At 41.2% G+C, this 17,932-nt stretch carries 10 protein-coding genes and 1 pseudogene; 5 read left to right on the plus strand and 6 right to left on the minus strand.

Translation table 11 applies throughout. The annotated features are described in order from the left end of the window. Window positions 1-161 precede the first annotated feature (161 nt). Window positions 162-1,139: a LacI family DNA-binding transcriptional regulator gene (locus PCAR9_RS12565; RefSeq protein WP_179983890.1), complete on the plus strand. Its 978-nt coding sequence runs from the start codon at window positions 162-164 to the stop codon at window positions 1,137-1,139. Window positions 1,140-1,230: 91 nt separating this feature from the next. Here PCAR9_RS12565 and PCAR9_RS12570 read toward each other — a convergent pair whose 3' ends face one another. The 3 genes from PCAR9_RS12570 to PCAR9_RS12580 all read right to left on the minus strand — a co-directional run bounded on the left by PCAR9_RS12570 (window position 1,231) and on the right by PCAR9_RS12580 (window position 6,442). Beyond that, a complete protein-coding gene (locus PCAR9_RS12570; protein WP_179983891.1) occupies window positions 1,231-3,759 on the minus strand; it encodes a TonB-dependent receptor in 2,529 nt (842 codons plus the stop codon). Between the two features lie 193 nt (window positions 3,760-3,952). Further along, window positions 3,953-5,428, minus strand: coding sequence for a glycosyl hydrolase family 28-related protein (locus tag PCAR9_RS12575; protein WP_179983892.1), 1,476 nt, complete (start codon window positions 5,426-5,428; stop codon window positions 3,953-3,955). Window positions 5,429-5,569: 141 nt separating this feature from the next. Next, window positions 5,570-6,442, minus strand: a complete 873-nt coding sequence (locus PCAR9_RS12580; protein ID WP_332066632.1) for a metallophosphoesterase — start codon at window positions 6,440-6,442, stop codon at window positions 5,570-5,572. A gap of 301 nt (window positions 6,443-6,743) precedes the next feature. Here PCAR9_RS12580 and PCAR9_RS12585 point away from each other — a divergent pair, with 301 nt between their 5' ends. From PCAR9_RS12585 to PCAR9_RS12600, 4 genes are all read left to right on the plus strand, one after another. After that, on the plus strand, window positions 6,744-7,322 hold the full coding sequence (locus PCAR9_RS12585) for an RNA polymerase sigma factor (protein WP_179983894.1): 579 nt from the start codon (window positions 6,744-6,746) through the stop codon (window positions 7,320-7,322). Then, window positions 7,322-8,311, plus strand: a complete 990-nt coding sequence (locus tag PCAR9_RS12590; RefSeq protein WP_179983895.1) for a FecR family protein — start codon at window positions 7,322-7,324, stop codon at window positions 8,309-8,311. Before PCAR9_RS12585 ends, PCAR9_RS12590 begins: the two co-directional genes overlap by 1 nt. A gap of 83 nt (window positions 8,312-8,394) precedes the next feature. Further along, window positions 8,395-11,235 carry a TonB-dependent receptor gene (locus PCAR9_RS12595; RefSeq protein WP_179983896.1) on the plus strand — a complete coding sequence of 947 codons (2,841 nt, stop codon included), beginning with the start codon at window positions 8,395-8,397 and terminating at the stop codon, window positions 11,233-11,235. A 165-nt stretch (window positions 11,236-11,400) separates the two neighbouring features. Next, on the plus strand, window positions 11,401-14,088 hold the full coding sequence (locus PCAR9_RS12600; RefSeq protein ID WP_232091195.1) for a TonB-dependent receptor: 2,688 nt from the start codon (window positions 11,401-11,403) through the stop codon (window positions 14,086-14,088). A gap of 49 nt (window positions 14,089-14,137) precedes the next feature. Here the strand turns inward: PCAR9_RS12600 and PCAR9_RS20190 are convergent. The 3 genes and pseudogenes from PCAR9_RS20190 to PCAR9_RS12615 form a co-directional block, all read right to left on the minus strand. Then, window positions 14,138-14,779, minus strand: a pseudogene (locus PCAR9_RS20190) (TonB-dependent receptor domain-containing protein); the annotation flags it as partial. A 17-nt stretch (window positions 14,780-14,796) separates the two neighbouring features. Further along, window positions 14,797-15,171 carry a TonB-dependent receptor domain-containing protein gene (locus PCAR9_RS20195; protein ID WP_179985231.1) on the minus strand — a complete coding sequence of 125 codons (375 nt, stop codon included), beginning with the start codon at window positions 15,169-15,171 and terminating at the stop codon, window positions 14,797-14,799. A 129-nt stretch (window positions 15,172-15,300) separates the two neighbouring features. Continuing rightward, the gene (locus tag PCAR9_RS12615; RefSeq protein ID WP_179983897.1) at window positions 15,301-17,736 is read right to left on the minus strand and encodes an alpha-amylase family protein; all 2,436 of its coding nucleotides are present in this window, start codon (window positions 17,734-17,736) and stop codon (window positions 15,301-15,303) included. Window positions 17,737-17,932: the final 196 nt, after the last annotated feature.

Here is a 17,932-nt window from a genome sequence, read left to right on the forward strand (position 1 = left end):
TTAACATATTATGTTTAAACTCGGATAAATACGATTTTTATATCAATGTAAATGGACAAAATGCTAGTGCTGAATTTTGTTTCATTAACGCTCGTTGAATAATTGGATATGCCATTTTTGCGCTCTTTTAAATGGTTGGTGCTTTTGAAAGGTATAAGTTTATGATCACCCAGCCTGTAACTATCAAAGACATAGCGAAACTAGCAAATGTTTCTATCGCGACAGTTTCGCGGGTTATCAATGAAAATGGAAAAGTAAAAGGCGCGACTAAAACTAAAATTCAACAGTTAATAGATAGTTTGAATTTTAAACCGAATACGTATGCTAGAGATCTTGTAAAAAATCGCTCTTCATCAATAGGTATCATTTATCCCCACTTCTCGTTTGACTGTCATGAGTTCAACGGTTTAAGTCAAGCCAATACAGGTACCCCACTCCCACCTTACTTGGCACAGACAGCGCACTCAGAGGAAGAAGAAAAAGCGCGAATTGAAGAACTAGATGCACTCGGATGCCCCGGTATTGTGTTGTGCCACTCCAGATGCTCTGCGCAAACGCTTAATCGCTGGGTGAAAAAATTGCCCTACCTTTACTGTATCGACCGTCAATTGACCTCGTCGTCCTTCCAGCGCGTTAACTTTGATCATTTAGATGCAGGTGTACTACAAGCTAGAGAAGCGCTGAGAAATGGCGGACGATTCGGAATAGTTGTCTATTCAACAACGTTCAATCATGCCAGCGCTCAGCGCTTTTCTGGGATCATTGGAACACTTAGCAATTATAAAGGGCCGTTGGAAGTTGAAACCTTGTCTTTAACAAAGTGTGACATAGACAGTGCTTTCGGTTTAGTTAAGGACAATGATGCTTTATTCAGAAGGGCTGACTTCATCATTGCTGAAAACGACTTTGCAGCCTATGGTGTTATCAATGCACTTAAAACAATGGGGCTCAGAATTCCCCACGAGACTACAGTAGTTGGCTTTGGTAATCATATGATATCAACCTTAAGCTACCCAAAGCTAACCACCGTACAATATCCATTTAACCAAATGTTGAACGAAATAGTGTATCGCATTCAAAAAGGTAAAATACGTACTCGTGATTTTCGTCCAACATTAGTGAAGCGGCAGTCCAGCTGACCACTTCTACCTAATTATTCTATTAAAAACAAATCCTTACAAAACGAGAAAAAGCCTGATGAATCAGGCTTTTTTCGTTGTTTTTTATCTACTAGAAAGTATAGGTCACGCTTCCGCCGATAAAGCGAGAGTAATCACGAGGATAGAACCCGCTACCAAAGCCTTCAGTGTTTGTGTTTCGACGGGTTGTGTATTCTTTATCAAGTACGTTTCTCACGAAAACATTGAACCTTAAATTATCTTTTCCAATACCAAAAAATGCATCCCATATACCATATGATGGATTTGAGCGCTGATCAAAAGCAAGTTCATTTACTGTTTGCGTTGCTTCACCTTCATATCGATAAACAATACGAACATTTCCATCCCAACTACCTAGCTCGTATTTTTGCTCAAGCGTACCTAAAAATTGCTCTTCGGCGTTGTTCGGGAACGGTAAACCACTTAAATCTAAGCGCGGAGCACCTGCTACCTCTGAACAACGGTCGGCTAGATTACCACCGGAGCGATCGTTCCCGCTACGAGGGCAATTTACCGGCGCATTGGAAAAATCTTCATAAACCGCTTCGTAATTCGCATAGCTAGTGATAAAACGAAGCGACTCGGTGATATCCAAGATCATATCTGCTTCAAAACCGTGAGATCGAGCCTCTTCTGCATTTACATAGCCTGCAAAAGTATTGCCTTCGTCTTCGTCGATAATCCTTACGGCCCGAACTTGATAATCCTCAACACGCATATCGAAATAGGTAAAGTTGAACAACAAACGATTGTCCAAGAAACTTGATCTTACGCCAATTTCGAAGTTGGTAGACTGCTCAGGCTTAGTGGGGAAATTATCTACATCGTCTGGGTTAGTGTTACTGGTTACGAAATATGATGAACCTTTATAACCTGTTGAATAATTCACATAACCACGAATATCATCAGTAAAGTCATAACCCAATACCGCTTTATATATAACATGAGTGTCAGAATCGGAGAACTTAGTCGGCTCGGTGCGATTGATAAACAAGCTTTCATCTTGTAGTGCACGAGCGAAAACTTCTTCATAGGTATCGAGACCAACACCATCTTGAGGTGTGCGAAGGTCAGTACGAGAGAATGTTGCTTCACCCTCTTCTTTTAGCGCCCTAAAGCCAAAAGTAGCATCTAAATCATCGGTAATTTGATATTCGAGTTGCCCGAAAATTGCGTAATTGGTGAATTGGGTCGTAAAGTCACCACCATTTAGCAATCGACTGGGCTCCAATAATGATCGGTCATCTATGCCTGTTTCAGCATAGTTAGCTAAAAACGCGTTAGTTGACGGACCTGAGTAGCAGCCTGCAAGCACGCCATTTTCGATTAAGCCACGACGTCCTGCAATGCATCCATCGCGCGTTTCTGAGCGCTGCCCTTTAGTATCGTGATAGAAAAGACCTACAATCCAGTCTAGTTTATCATTACCAAAAGAACTTAAGCGCAATTCTTGCTGAATGACCTCAACAGACTCATTACCGCCAAAAGCTGAACGTTCCACCGGAAAATTAACAGTGAAGAACCCTGAGCTATTTAGCAGTTCAAAGTCACGATATGAACTAATATAAGAAAGCGTTAATTCTGTATCTAAATCATAATTAACTTCTACTGACGCGCCAGAATTAGTTGTCTCACCAAAATTTGCCTCTGGATTTCTCGCCGTCACTGGGTTTCCAGCTTCTTCAAAAAAAGACTCCGGATTCACTCGATTATAGGTGGTTCCTTCAATAGTACCATCATCGCGAACATTGATAATTGGGCGTGGACCAAAATCAGGGTTAATGCCACCTATTCGTGTAAATGCACAACAGTTAGTTTCTCGCTCTGAATGCTCGGTTCTGAACAACACTTCCAGGTCTTCACCGTTGTCATACAAGAGTTGACCTCTAAGGCCATACGCATCTACTTCACCAATGTCGTAATCATCGACACCAGGCATGGTGTTCTCAATCCACCCATCGATAGTTTCATATTGCGCGTTTACACGCATAGCCCAGTTGTCGCTTATCGGTGCGTTAACATGGCCGCTAACTTCTACTCCATTGTCTTCGGTAATTTCTAACCTTGCCTTTCCCCCAAATTCGGCAAGGTTCGGTTTTTTAGTTACATAGTGCAGAAGGCCCGTAGAGGTATTCTGGCCAAAAAGCGTGCCTTGTGGACCACGTAATGCCTCAACTCGCTGAAGGTCAGAAACACTAAGGTTTAACATTGATTGACGAGGTAAAACTTCCCCATCAATAACAACAAGGTTAGAAGATTGTAGGCCGATAGAGTTGGTAAAGGTGCCTATACCACGGGTTTTCAACGTTGTGGTACGAATTTCAGTGCTATCGTCAATGCCGAAGCCGGGAAGATATTTAATAAGATCGAAACCATCTTGAACGTTATAACGCTCTAGAAGGTCGCCTTGAATAACTTCAATTGATACAGGCACTTCTTTAAGCGCTTGCTCACGCTTTTGTGCCGATACCAAAATCACCTCAACATCTTTTTCTTCTTTTTCAGGCTGTTTTGCTTCTTGTGCACTAACTGACTGTGCAACTAGACTTAACGAAAAGCCTGCAAATAAAAGAGCATTTTTCGTAGAAACACCTTTCATACCTATCTCCAACACTATATTAACAAATTAGATTGCACCTATATAAACATATGATGTTTACTTTAACAAGATGTAAAATTATATTTATACAAAATATACTGAGTCATAGGCGCTCTTAACAAAAAAGCCGCGTTCGATAGTTCTTCGAATGCGGCTTGAAGTTTTACCTAGTAAATGAATATAGCGGCTTAATCTATCGCTCCCATCGACTGCTGGAGCATTCGGACATACCGTAATAATTGCAGACACGGCTACTTTCAGTATTCGTGTCGATAGTCTTGTGTGAATTTACAGGAAAATTTATTCTTTTGACGTTAAAAGTTTTCACATCATAATCGTATTTTGAAGTTTCAGGTGTGGTATCAATTACTGCAGCTAATGACGGACCAATGTAAATTTGGCCTTGCTTACTCCATTGTTCTTTTGTAGGAAGGCATACACGCTTGCACATAGGGTTGGATGTAGAAAAGTAGTCTAGCTGGTCCTGTTTAAGATCTGCGTTATAACCAAAACGCGCTGTAACATCAAAGACTTTAACCGTGCCAAATGAACCAGGCTCTATTCCATATTCCAGTTTTGCTTTATCTAAACACGCGTCTTTTTGTGTTACGCGAGCCGCCCACCGTGTACCACCATTACCTCTAGCATAAGGGGTTTGCGCACACCCTCGGCCCAATTTACTTTCAACGGCTTGTTTCCAACTTTGACGCGTATGTACTTCGTCTGTCGGGCTAAAGAGTTCGACAAATCCACTATCACTTCGTACAGCCGAACCGCAACTAACTGAGCTGACATTGGTCACTTGCACATCTCCATTCTTCATAAAATGTGGGCCAAACATGACCGCCGCAAGTCCTTTGCTACATCTGATATTATCAGCAAAGATGTTTCTTATTCCGCCTTGCTTATAATTTTTCATAAGTAAGTTGTCAGTTTCCATCCGTAACGCAATTCCGCCTTCCGAATGGAGGTTCCTAAACAAAATATTATCTGCGCCATAGGTTTGAATAAGGCCGTAGCCGAACAAAGCGTTATTTTGTTTTATTCTTTCGATAATTCCATTACGCGACCAATGTAACCGCCCATTACGTTCTGTTACGTCCACTAAAATTGAGGCAAATATCGTTTTATTATCATCAATGGTAAAATTGGAAATTTTGTAATTTCTAACATCGCCTAACTTAAAAACAGCTAAGTTTTTGTCGCGAGAATCTTTAAAATCCACCAAAAAACCGTTTCCTAACCCTTGAAAGCTGAAGTTTCTTACAATATTGTTTACGCCAACTTCAAATAGTCGGTGGTTTTTGCCATCCCCATTCCACGTTGGCTTGATTATCACGTCACTCTCAACACGGATGTGTACGTTCGACTTCATCTGTATGCCGAGGAAATGGTAAGTTCCATTCGGTATTAGTAAAGTGCCCCCATTCGGTTTTCTACTAATAGCATTAATTGCTCTTTGTAAAGCATTACTGTCATCACTAGTGTCGTTTCCATTAGCGCCAAAATCATCAACTAAATCATAGTTAACATCTTGTTGAGTAGGGGCAACATAAAAATCTGCGTCCTTATAAGTCTTGGGGGAGACAGCCCCTATCGCAGCTGAAGAGGCCAGTGCTCCGCCTAAAAATAAATTTGTTAACCACAACTTTCTAAAATATAAGCGCATGTTTTCACTCCGATAGATACCAAAAACACAAACATACTATGTTTATATCTGTATTAAAACATATTTAAAGCAATGATTATGTATATGATTTGCTTATTTATTCGTTAATATTGTGTGCGACCTATATTGAAAGTCTGTATTTTAAAAAGCTAGTTTCATGCTTTTTTGTTTACCCACTCCTATGACTTCGATGATAGAATCGGAAAGCTTTACAAAACTAAAAGCGGTTCGCTCGGTATCTAACATAGCGCTGAATGTTATGAAGTGAACGCCATTTTTATAGGCATAATCTCCCTCGTGATTGTGTCCGTTAAACCAAGCTTTTACGTTAGGAAACTTCGTTATCACTTCCATGACTTGCTGGTGATTCCATAACAAGTGTCTGTCGAATGGAAAAATTGGGAAGTGACTAAGAATGATGACTTTTTCTTTGTTATGGTCAGCTTCGGTCAAAACTGCAACAAGCCATTCAAGCTGCTTTTCTCCTAGACCACCATTCCAATGTGGAAGGTCAGAATACTTTTCACTGATCAGCTTCTGAGAAAGCGCATGCTGTTTGCTATTTCGTGGCCATCCATAATGACTTATATCATTACCGTCAACTACAACAAATCGCCATTCGCCAATCACAAAATCGTAATAACGAGAAGGCAAGCCTAATGCTTTGGGAACATCACGCTTATACTTATCTTCAACCGAGAAATCATGATTACCGAGCACGTGATAAAACGGGACTGAGCTTTGTTTAGTGACAGAATTTAACGACTGTAGGTTGCTGAAACCTTCATCAATGAAGTCACCTAAATGAAATACTGCAACGGCTTCGCTATTATTTATCTGTTGCACAGCGCTGTCTAACTTTGACAAACAACTCCTGTAAAGACGAGCTCCAGCGGGTTCTTTATCGGCAAATTGACAATCAGCAATGACCGCAACAGTAGTCATATCAGTGGCGAAACTCTTACAACAAAAAAAGGATAAAAGACAATATAAAATGAATAGAATGTTCTTCATGTTAATACCTTGGAATAGAGGGTTCCTTTTCAGATAGTGTGTTCATTAAAGTTGGTATGCTTGGCAACAACCTATCTAATCAAACAAGTGGGACAACAAAATTTCTCAATGAAAAGGCATATTTCATAAAAGCTTCATACTCATCGCGCATAACCATAGCGACCTCTATTCAATTTACTTGCACATTACGCATTTCTATCTGCCTTGTTTCAGAAAGAAATGTAACCTGACAATTTATTTGAAAAAAAATAGAAGAATATTTGTCTTGGGTTAAAACAAAGCAAGAAACAGGGCTGTTAACATGTTTTCCACTAGTATCGACAAGCTGATCTTCTTAAAACCTCAAAAAAAGAATAAGCAAAAGCGCACAAAAAGCTCGGAATTAATCAATGAACTTTACCTTTCACACGCTGCTAACTTAAGGAAATACTTGCAAAAAAATTATGGGCTGGGCCCACCAGAACCCGAAGATGTTGTACAAAATGTATTTACCAAATTCAGTCAACTAGAGAATCTTACACAAATTGAAAACCCTAAAGCCTACATTTATAAAATGGCTGTGAACTATACACTTAATGAACTTGAACGAGTTAAGCGAGTACAACGCTTTATTTGTGAAAAAACGACAATTGAAGAAAGAGAATTTGACCTTTTAAGTCCGGAGAAAATTACTGAGAACAGAAAAGAGCTTATGGCGCTAAATAATGCGGTAGAGAGACTGCCAAATAAGCAAAGAGAAATTTTCATCCGCAGTCGGATTCTTGGACATACCTATAAACAAATTTCCAATGATTTGAACTATAGTGTTGCTGATATTTCTAGGCAACTTTGCGCGGCGCTCTTTACTTTACAGCAAGCTCAAACAGAAGGAGAGCAGTAATGCAAGTTGACTATTCTCAGACACCCACAACTATCGAACTTATAGCAACCGAGTGGTTTGTAAAATTAAACAGTAATGAGCTGGACGTAGACGGCAAACAAGAACTTGAAGTCTGGTTGAACGCTTCTGAAACCCATCGTGTAGCATTTGAAAAGGTGGCTTTACTATGGCAAGACACAGGTAACTGCGACTCACTTATTTTTAATAAAACTACGCTCACCGACGGCCATAAAACGAAAAACGTTAGCTTTTTCTATACAACTCTGTCTGCCGCAGCCATGCTGATAGTGTGTTTTTTATCATTTGTAGACTTCCCTTTTGATAGTGGTAAAAATCACACCTACCGAATATCGTCTACTTTTGAAGGTAACAAAACTCTGCCGCTTGCGGATGGTTCTGTGGTGACCTTGAGTGGCAATAGCCAACTTGATGTCGACTTCACTTCCAATCAGAGAAATATAGTTCTACTTAGTGGCACCGCGCATTTTCAAGTTAGCCCAGATAAAACAAGGCCTTTTACAGTCTATTCGAAAGGCATTTACACACGAGCGGTAGGCACAGCATTCCAGGTGAAAATGGACGATGACATTCAGATTTCAGTTACTGAGGGGACGGTCGCAGTAGGAGATACACACCAAGAAATACAGCGCTTTATCAAAATCTCTAATGGAAAACAGATAAACGTTGAACTTGCCGGCAGAACAATGTCAGAAATATCAACTTTCGATGAAAAAACAGCATTGAGCTGGATCAACGGTAGATTCATTTACGAAGATGCACCGCTAAACGAAATCATTTCTGATTTAAATAGGTATCGTGAGAAAAAGCTTTACGTGGGAAATAGCGTGTCAACAAAAATAAAAATAGATGCGTCATTCGACATTCAAAATATCGATTCCTTTCTAAATGGGCTAGCAATTTCACATAATATCTACACTCAAGAAACGGCAGATAGAACCGTTCTTGTTCAACAACCAGGCCGTGAATAGACATTCTTCGTCTTACACATACCTGTCATAAACTAATGTTAGCGTAGCGAATTCAAGTATTTTCGCCTCGCTAACAATGGATTATGCTGCGTTTAGTTCTCTTTTTAACTTTATCGGCCTTCGCTTTGCATCTTCACGGTGCGCAAAACAATAACGACAGCAAGATCTTTGACCTAAACATCGAAGAACAGTCTTTAAAAAGCGCTCTCTATCAACTAGCTCAGCAGGCTGATTTCTCACTAATTGCTGACGCAAACATCATTCCTAATATTGATTCAGAAGCGTTGAAGGGAATGTTTACTATTAACCATGCTCTTAATCAAATACTACAAAACACCAATATACATGCAAAGATAGAAAGCAGCACTGTAATACTGCTACCAAAACATCCTTTGAAACGGAAACACAATGTAAAATTAACGCAAGATAAAGGTCCTTTATCAAACCCAACTGGTCATATCATCGTTCGTGGCTACAGAGATAGCTTACTTGCTTCACAGTCTCAAAAACGCAATAGCATTGTGCAGAAAGACACGATCTTTTCGGAAGACATCGCGGACTTTCCCGAACGAAACTTAGGCGATGCAATCCAGCGACTTCCCGGCATAGTGGCAGAGCGCGATAACGGAGAAACACGGCAACTCGGCCTTCGAGGGTTAGGCCCCAACTTCGTAAAAGTCAAAGTCAACGGCATCGCGTCCCTTGCGACGTTTAACTCAGTGTTTGACCATCGAGGCTCTGCCACTCGCTCTCGCAATTTTGACTTCAATATTTTTTCTGCGGATTTGTTTAGTAAAATAGACGTGAGCAAAACATACTCAGCGCTAGAAGATGAAGGCGGCGTTGCCGGCACCATTAACTTATCTACGCCGCGTCCCTTTGACTATGACGGTGAGCATGAAGTTTTTAACTTACAAACGACTTTCAATTCGATATCTCGTGAACTGTTGCCAAAAGTATCATTTTTAGCGACGACAAGAACTGAACGTTTTGGCGCCCTATTTTCAGCAGCTTATAGTGAAAGTAATAACATAGAAACGGGCTTCAGAGATTGGGGTTGGCGAGAGAGTCACATTGACGAAGCGGGGGTTGTAATTGCACCATCCGTATCCTCGCTTACTCATGTTGAAAGAAATCAACGCAAGTTCGGTGCGACCTCTTCCCTACAGTGGAGGTATAAAAGCAATGGAGAGATAAATCTTAATGCCATTTTTTCATCATTGAACAGTGACGATACTGAGTTTAACTTAGTACACCAAAATGAAACGGACCTTATAGATTTCAACATCGACAATTACAATACCTTAGATTACGCAGAGTACCGTTCATCTAATGTACGAAGCGAATCGAAGTTATCTAACGCAAATGTTAAATTTCTAAGTGCTACACTCGACGCTAGCGATACTTTGTTTGACAATATGCGTGTAACCGTGCTTTTGGGGGTGTCACAATCTACCTTTGAAAGCCCTTTACACGATAAGGTCTTTCTTCAGGCATCTAATATAGGTTATCGTGTCGATTATCGAAGCTCAGCGCCACTCCCACGCATTGAACACGATGTACCGTTGACCAACTCATCTGTTTGGGCGCTACATAGAGTTGATGTTCGTGAAGACTTACAAACTAACCGTTCTCAGGAATTCAAACTTTCATTTGACTGGTTGCTTAATGAAAAAAACGATATCACTTTTGGCTATCAAGGCAGACGCTTTTCTTCAGACGGATATGAGCGAAGAGATGATATAAGAAATTTAAATACACGTAACATTGCTTTTAACAGTAGCATTCACTCGCATCCAAACAGCACTGATTTTCTTGTTGCCAATGTTGATGAAACATTTACTCACGTTCTGGACCATTCATTTCACGGGCGTCTATCTAACCAAATTTTTTCTCGGCAGCTTACGGCACAAACAAACAGACTAGGTACCGCTTTTTCCGTCGATGAACGCACTCACGCATCTTTCTTAGCCCACAGCTACAACGGACTATTATTTCGTTCTGAAGCTGGTGTGAGGTTCGTTCATCTGAAAAGTGTTCAAGCAAGCTTAGAAGACCAAGCAAAAACACAAGCGGTGGATAACACCTTCACCATTTTTCTGCCTACTATCAATCTTGCTTGGGATATATCCGATACCGTCACGCTAAGAACTAGTTTTAGTCGTAATTTATCGCTACCAACAATCGATGATTTACGTATTACTACCAACGTTAGCGTTCCCGATAATCGTATTATTAAAGGTAACCCTTCACTTCGCCACTTTGTTGCAGACACTGTCGATATGGCTAGTGAATTTTATTTTTCAAATAATAATTTTTTGGGCATTGCGCTTTTTTATAAGTCAATGGACTCTTACATCACTGAACAAACCCAACTTTTGCCTTTTGACCAACTTGGACTGCCGGCACATTTACTAACCGAAGATCGGGAAGGCGAACTTTTTGCCCTTTCTCAACCAGTAAATGGCGAAGGTGGTGTTATAAAAGGTGCTGAAGTTTCATTGAAATACGAATTTTTACACCAAACCGGCATCCTGACTAACTACACCTATTCCCACGGTGAAACGTCGTACCTCGTTGATAACGAAACTATCCGTGCTCCCTTGTTAAACTTGTCAAAACATACTGCGAACGTGACGCTCTATACTGAACAAACATATCTTGGAGGGCGAGTAGCTTTTCAATACAGAGATGGCTACTTAACGCAGACAGATAACGTCAACCAGTTTAACGGCATTGATCAGCAGCTAATCATAGACGCTGGATTTTATGTCAATGTAACCGCTTCGTGTAAAATTTCATTCGATATTCTGAATCTAACAAACTCCCCTATTGATCTGTTTTCAAGCCCTACAGCAAAGCGGCAATTGGTGTATACACAATCGGGAACAACCTATCTTCTAGGCGTTCACTTTACAATCTGATATGGCGTACTTTACACGCCGCTTTCAAATGGTATTTGACTGAGCACGTTTATGAATCTCCAGCTTTTATGAAACTTTTATGATCGTTGCGCTTAGTGTGAAAACTACGTTTACGAGGTTTGTCTTGTAGCCAGTTTTGTATTCACATTCAAAGAGGATAGAAAAGTGAGACTGGCAACAAAGATAAATAAAATTACCTTAGCAATGTTTTTTGGACTAACCACTTTACCTTGTGCAACCACACAAGCATCAGAGACACATTCTACAGTCAATGACATTGAAAAAATTGAAGTAAAAGGCTACCGCTCTAGTTTAAAAGAAAGTGCCGCGCTTAAAAAAGCGTCAGACAACGTAACAGAAAGTATATTAGCTGAAGATATTGCTAATTTCCCAGACTTGAACTTAGCTGAGTCTTTGCAACGTATTTCAGGGGTTACCATTTCTCGTGATTCTGGCGAAGGGCGCCAAATAGCGCTCAGAGGGCTTGGGCCCAACTTCACTCGTACACGGGTAAACGGAATGGAGGCACTTTTTACCACTGATTCAGGCATTGACCAACGAGGCAGTGCCTCTCGAACACGAAACTTTGACTTTAGTGTTTTTGCATCTGAGCTTTTTAATCGTATAGATGTGCACAAGTCTTATGAGGCAAGCTTAGATGAGGGAGGAATAGCAGGTACTGTTGATTTACATACAGCCCAGCCATTTGACTACGATGGATTCAAAGGTGCAATTACGGCGAAAGCCATTCATAACGATCTCGCCGACAACACAGGCCCTCGATTTGCAGGTTTATTGTCCAATACGTGGGGCGACGTTGGCGCGCTGATTTCAGCGGCTTATTCAAAAGTTGATACTATTGAACGTGGATATCACGTTTGGTCATGGCGTCAGGCTAGCTTTGGTCAAGATAATGTTGCCTCTTCCGTCGACGACAATATTGCTGACCGTCTCATCAATGCCGAGGGAAACGAAAGGGTGTTCATACCACGAGCCAATAATATTGCATCGTGGTTTAACGAGCGTGAACGTTTGGGTATAACCGGCTCACTTCAATGGCAAGCTTCTCCTACAACACTGTGGTCACTTGATGGGCTATATGGGCAGCTTTCAAATGACCGTATTGAAAACCAGATATCTACTGCAGGTACAAATGCCTTTACTGGCGACGTGACGGGTGAACAATTACTCGTAGATGCCGCTATTCAAGGAGACGACTTAGTTTTTGCATCTTTTGAGAATTTAGATTTACGCACTGAATCTAAAGTAAGCTACGGTGAAACTGACTTTTACCAAGTCTCGCTCAACGGAGAATTTGAAGTTACCGATAATTTATTGTCCACGTTGATGTTTGGTCGTTCTAATTCAAATTTTGATCAACCCATTCACGACAAAATTTTTGCAGAAGCGACTGGACATGCTTTCTCAGTAGACTGGCGTAACTCACCATACGGTCAAAACACTTACGACTTTGATATTTCAGACTTTGATGAATGGATGCTTATGCGCTCTGATGTGCGTGAAGACAACATTGAAAACAGTTTCAATATTATGTCTTCAGATTGGCACTATATGCTAGCGTCAGGAGACTCAATAGATTTTGGAGTTCAATTTAAAAACTACGAATCTTCTGGCTATGAAAGAAGAGATCGCGAAGATTGGGAGGATGACGAAACTGCTCCCGCTGCGGTTTTCCAGTTAACCACGATACCTATTCTTCGCCCCTATGCTATTGCAAATAATACTGCAACCTTCGACTTACTCGAAGCCACAGGGAGAATTTCTAGAGAGTTAGACTCAACATTTAATCGTCCGGGCACGGTTTACGATATCGAAGAGGAAACGCTTGCGCTTTATACCAAATACAACTTCAACCGAGAAATTGGAGATATGGTATTACGCGGTAACCTAGGCGTGAGATGGTATCAAACCGAGCAAACATCGACAGGCGAAGTAAATACTGGCGAAGGGTTAGACGAAGTGGTGTTCGACAATTCTTATAATGACTTTTTGCCTTCATTAAATTTAGCCCTTGATATTAGCGATCAATGGGTAGCTCGATTTAGCGCTAACAGGAATATTTCTCGCCCTTCTCTCAACCAACTACGAGCGGCCGGTCAGGTTGGCGTTGCAGACACATTCATTTCTTCGGGCAATCCAAACCTAGAGCGTTTCGTTGCCGATTCAATTGATACCTCGTTAGAGTATTATGCTGAGAGTTTACGCGTATCTGTGGGCGCTTTTTATAAAGATATGGACTCTTTTATTGTAGAGCAGTCGAATACCATGCCTTACTCTGACACAGGTTACCCATTATCGTTTTTAGACTTTGACCCAAGGGTAAATGCCCAAACTGAATTTACAGTTAACCAACCTATTAACGGCGACAGTGCAAAAGTACGAGGTATAGAGATTGCTTTCCAAGCAGACTTAACATTCCTTCCCGGCGCGTTAAAAAATATGGGCGTTGCTACCAATGTCACGTTTGCTGACGGTGAAACGACGCTGTTCAATGAGGGCGAAGCGTTTGAAGTTACACCGCCGGGTCTATCTGAACTTGCTTATAATGTGACAGTATTTTATGAAACTGAGCGGTGGGGACTTAGAACATCGCTTGCATATCGCGATGAATACATAACTGGAGAAGGTGCTAGCCAAAATATAGTTGAAGGCTTTGATGACACAACGTTTCTCGACTTTAAAGCATTCTATAACGTAAGTGAGTCATTTCAAATTACGTTTGAAGGTAATAACTTAACCGATGAACGTATTCGTCAATTTCAAGACAATAGAACGCAATCATATTCAATGAGTGGTCGAAACTTTATCGTTGGCGCTTCCTATCAATTTTAATTAATAAAAAAGCACCTCTTTTGAGGTGCTTACTTTAGTTTTACATTTCTTAGAATGTTGCTCTTGCTCCAAGGACGTAGCGTGCTCCCGGATCTTCTATGCCGCCAAATCGGCTTTCAAATCTGCCAGAGCGTTTAACGAATGAGTCGGTCAAGTTAGTCCCTTCAACAAACACTTGATAGGTTTTATTAATGTTCCATGCTACTCGCACATCAAGCTGGTCAAAGTCGTTTGTGAAGATTGGCTCTGGGCCTTGTCGACCGCTAAAGAAACGATCTCTTTTGTTGTAAGCCACTCGACCTTCGATTTCCCCGTCATCGTAAAACAATACAAAGTTTTGTGAGTCGCTAAGGCCAGGTAGTGCTACTGCCGCGTCAATCAACTCGTTTCCTACCTCATCATCAGAGCTCACATAAGTTAAGTTAGCGCTAACCCCTACGTATTGAAGTAAGCCTGGTAGTGTGTCGAAAACATGCTGAAAGGCAATTTCAACGCCGTCGACCACGGTAGAATTCAAATTACGAGGGCGATTTATATTCAAAAATATGGTGTCACCATCGATGTTACTTCTATCTTCAGTAACCTCGTCTAATCGATTACCTGGTGGCAATGTAAGACCTTCTAACTGCTCTTGCTGCGCAATAAATGCCGATACATCCTTTCTAAAGAAGCCAACACTTACCGCAGAGGTTTCACCAAAATAGTACTCTACGAAAGGTCAATATTGTCAGACACGAACGGGTCTAAGTCTGGGTTACCTGATGAACCTGATAAATCAGATAGCCTTAGCTCTGGCGCCGTATTTATACCTGGGTTCAAGTCTGCCAAGTTAGGACGTGTTAAAGATTGTGAGTACGACGCCCGTGCTACGAGCTCATCAGTAATGTTTAAACGTGCAGCGATTGAAGGTAAAAATTCATTATAGTCTTCAGTTTGCTCTATAAATTGTGCTGGTAAGCGCGTGCTTAACAACACATCTGGACGAGTTGGGTCTGGGAATATTGTTGCAAAGGGTTCTGCGAACGCTTCAGAAGTAGTTTCTGTTTGCGTGTAGCGGAAGCCAATATTTACAATGACGTTAATTTAGGAGGGGGGTGGTGAAAGGTTTGGCTGGAGCATAGACAAGATAGTAAAAATTAAGGTGACAGTTTAAAATAAAAAGGCCGGTCAACTTGGACTGGTGACCGGCCTCTTTACGCGATAGTTAAAATGCTATTTCACTTCTACTTCAAGTAATAGCACTTCTTCCGAAGCAAGCTCAAAAACGCTTTCCATACTATTACTTGTCATTAAATCTGTAACCTTTAGCTTGCTCCCACCTATGTGTGAAAGCTGGATCTGAACTGGATCGTGCCCAACGCTTAATAAATTCACTAGGTACTTATTGTCGCCTGTTTTCGCCACTCTCGTGATTGTGGTTTTGTGCTTCAGCGGGCTATCAATTTTAAACTCAATATCCGGTACGCTATCCGGTTTTATTTCAGCTAATGCGGCTTGACGAAGCTTTTCTATGCTAGCGTCTTCATCAAGTACGATGAGCCTACCTTTACGTGCTTTCAAGGTGCTTTCACGTAGCTGACCGTATTCATTAAAACGAAGAGACTGCTTATCTATAACCACAGAGCCACCTGCATCTAGGTATTTTTGCAATGCATTAAACTCGCCATCGGTAACATTTGGTGTTTTATAAACTACTAAAGTATCCCACGCAGAGTTATCTTGCTTAGCAATTATGTTTTGAGTCGCATACCCAAGCGGGAAGCCTTCAAAAAACATAGACTTATAAAGCTTTCCTTGCGTAGTCATGTAATCACTAACGTTAATTGCAGACGTTTCTGAGTAGAATAACCGTAAAGGCCTACGCTGATTTCTTAGTGCTATAATTTCTTCAGAATAGGTATTTAAGTCGAACATGACTTGCGTCACTTCATTTGCAACATGGGGCTGCATATTATTTGAGCCCGCAAAAGCGCCTGCTAAACCAGGATCGAAGAAGTTAAGTTCACCTTCTAAACGGTCTTCGGGCGAACCATCTGGATCGCGCATCCAGAACCAGCCCATGTTCGCATCCATTCCCTGAAGCGTAGCTAACCAATACACGTTTCGCACGTAGCTTTCACGTGGGTCCATCACTTTCCATTGACCAGAGGACAAAAAGTGTGATTCAGAGTTTACGTTGATTTTGTTTGGCGAAACCGACTCAGTAAAGTCGTGAATCATGCTCATACCATCCCATTTGTACGTGTACTTTTCCCACCAATCAGAAGAAATATGAGGTCTTATACTAGGACTTCCCAGCGCTTTAGCGTCGTGGCCAATCATGGTGGTAAGCTCGGTCAAGGCTTCTAAATCGATACCGTGGGAGCGAGAATCTTCGTAAAATGTACGCGGAAAAATTTTTATGTGGGTATCTGCGTCTGGGTTTACTGCGTGTAGTTCATTTTGCATGAAAGTGAACCAAGAGGTTGCTCGATGCATGTTATAACGATTCCAATCGAACCAGATTGGCTTTCCACGCAAGCTTTCGCTGATAGGAATTTCTATTTCTACATCGTCAAAGCTAGCAAACTTGGAGTTCCAGTTAGCATTAAGCTGGGCTACGTTGCCCTTATATTTTTCATTAAGCCATTTTTGGAATTCAGCTAACGTGTATGATGAGATTCCTTGCATCTCTTCATAGTTACCTGTCCAATGTCCAGCCTCTGAATACCAGTGAGGTTCATTGGCAAGCACGAAACCTAATTCGATGACTTTTTTGTCTTTAGTGACTTCGGCGGCTTTGCGAAGTATCTTGCTCCATACTTCACGGGCAAGCGGGTTATCTAAATCAAAGCCCTGAAAGAGCGATCGCCCTTTTCTAATTTCTGGCTCTTTCGCTTCTACCCACTCAGGTATACCCATTAACCATGCGACTAAGTAGCCAATGTTGTCATCAGGAATATCTGTAAGCTCTTTTAGCAGCGCTTCATCAAACGTACCGTCTTCTTTTACTAAGAAAGAATTGATGGCACGGTCGTGGTCAACGGGATAAAGATTTTCGCCACCGTGATAAAGTGCACCTAAATAGTCGTTATAAATATCAGGCTGGCCTAGAGGCTGACCTACAGACTTAGAAAAGTAGTCGTATAAGAATATAGGCTTGCCGTTGCTCACAAACATATCATCAGCGGCTTTAGTGTTTTGCCAGTCAACTTTAACAACTGGGCGACGTTTTATTTCGCCACGAATCTCTTTGCCTAATTCTTCTATGCCAGCGTCAAGAATATCTATCACCTTTCTACGCTCGAAATCTGGAAGTTCTGCAGCTAGCTGTGCTTTGTTAGGAGCAAAATGCCGTTCATAACCAAAAGCAGCTTCTATAGCCTCTGGGTTTGCTTCGTCCCAATTTGCAAATTTGAGAAACTCATTAGAAAACCAAACAACGGCTTCTTCCCGCGTTACATCTATGCCTTTTGACTTTGCTTCGTCCATCATTGTTTGAAGTACGTTGATTTTGCTGCGAGCCGTCGCTTCAAGGGAGCTTTTTACACCCTCTTGCTGACTTGGATTTATTGAAGAAGTACTGCTTTCTGTAGTTTCTATCTGCGTGCACGCGGCACCAATCATTATAAGTGGAGCCAGAGCGGCAACCTTAAACTGACGTTTCATAATGTAGTCCCAGGTTAACAGCACGTTGGCTAAGCCTCATTTGCAAAATGCTGCGCACCAACGTACATCTATTTATCAAGTTTAAAACACTAAATTGATACTACATAAACAAACATCATATGTATACATCCAATTTACATTTGCGCTGCTATGGTTTTCTTTTTTTAACAAATCACAGAGAAATAGATGCGGTATT

The organism is Alteromonas macleodii (assembly GCF_903772925.1).
Taxonomy (GTDB): domain Bacteria; phylum Pseudomonadota; class Gammaproteobacteria; order Enterobacterales; family Alteromonadaceae; genus Alteromonas; species Alteromonas macleodii_A.

Excerpts from the sequence above, each read along its gene's own strand:
- PCAR9_RS12565 (WP_179983890.1), top strand. The coding sequence starts at position 162 with ATGATCACCCAGCCTGTAACTATCAAAGACATAGCGAAACTAGCAAAT.
- PCAR9_RS12570 (WP_179983891.1), bottom strand. The coding sequence starts at position 3,759 with ATGAAAGGTGTTTCTACGAAAAATGCTCTTTTATTTGCAGGCTTTTCG.
- PCAR9_RS12575 (WP_179983892.1), bottom strand. The coding sequence starts at position 5,428 with ATGCGCTTATATTTTAGAAAGTTGTGGTTAACAAATTTATTTTTAGGC.
- PCAR9_RS12580 (WP_332066632.1), bottom strand. The coding sequence starts at position 6,442 with ATGAAGAACATTCTATTCATTTTATATTGTCTTTTATCCTTTTTTTGT.
- PCAR9_RS12585 (WP_179983894.1), top strand. The coding sequence starts at position 6,744 with ATGTTTTCCACTAGTATCGACAAGCTGATCTTCTTAAAACCTCAAAAA.
- PCAR9_RS12590 (WP_179983895.1), top strand. The coding sequence starts at position 7,322 with ATGCAAGTTGACTATTCTCAGACACCCACAACTATCGAACTTATAGCA.
- PCAR9_RS12595 (WP_179983896.1), top strand. The coding sequence starts at position 8,395 with ATGCTGCGTTTAGTTCTCTTTTTAACTTTATCGGCCTTCGCTTTGCAT.
- PCAR9_RS12615 (WP_179983897.1), bottom strand. The coding sequence starts at position 17,736 with ATGAAACGTCAGTTTAAGGTTGCCGCTCTGGCTCCACTTATAATGATT.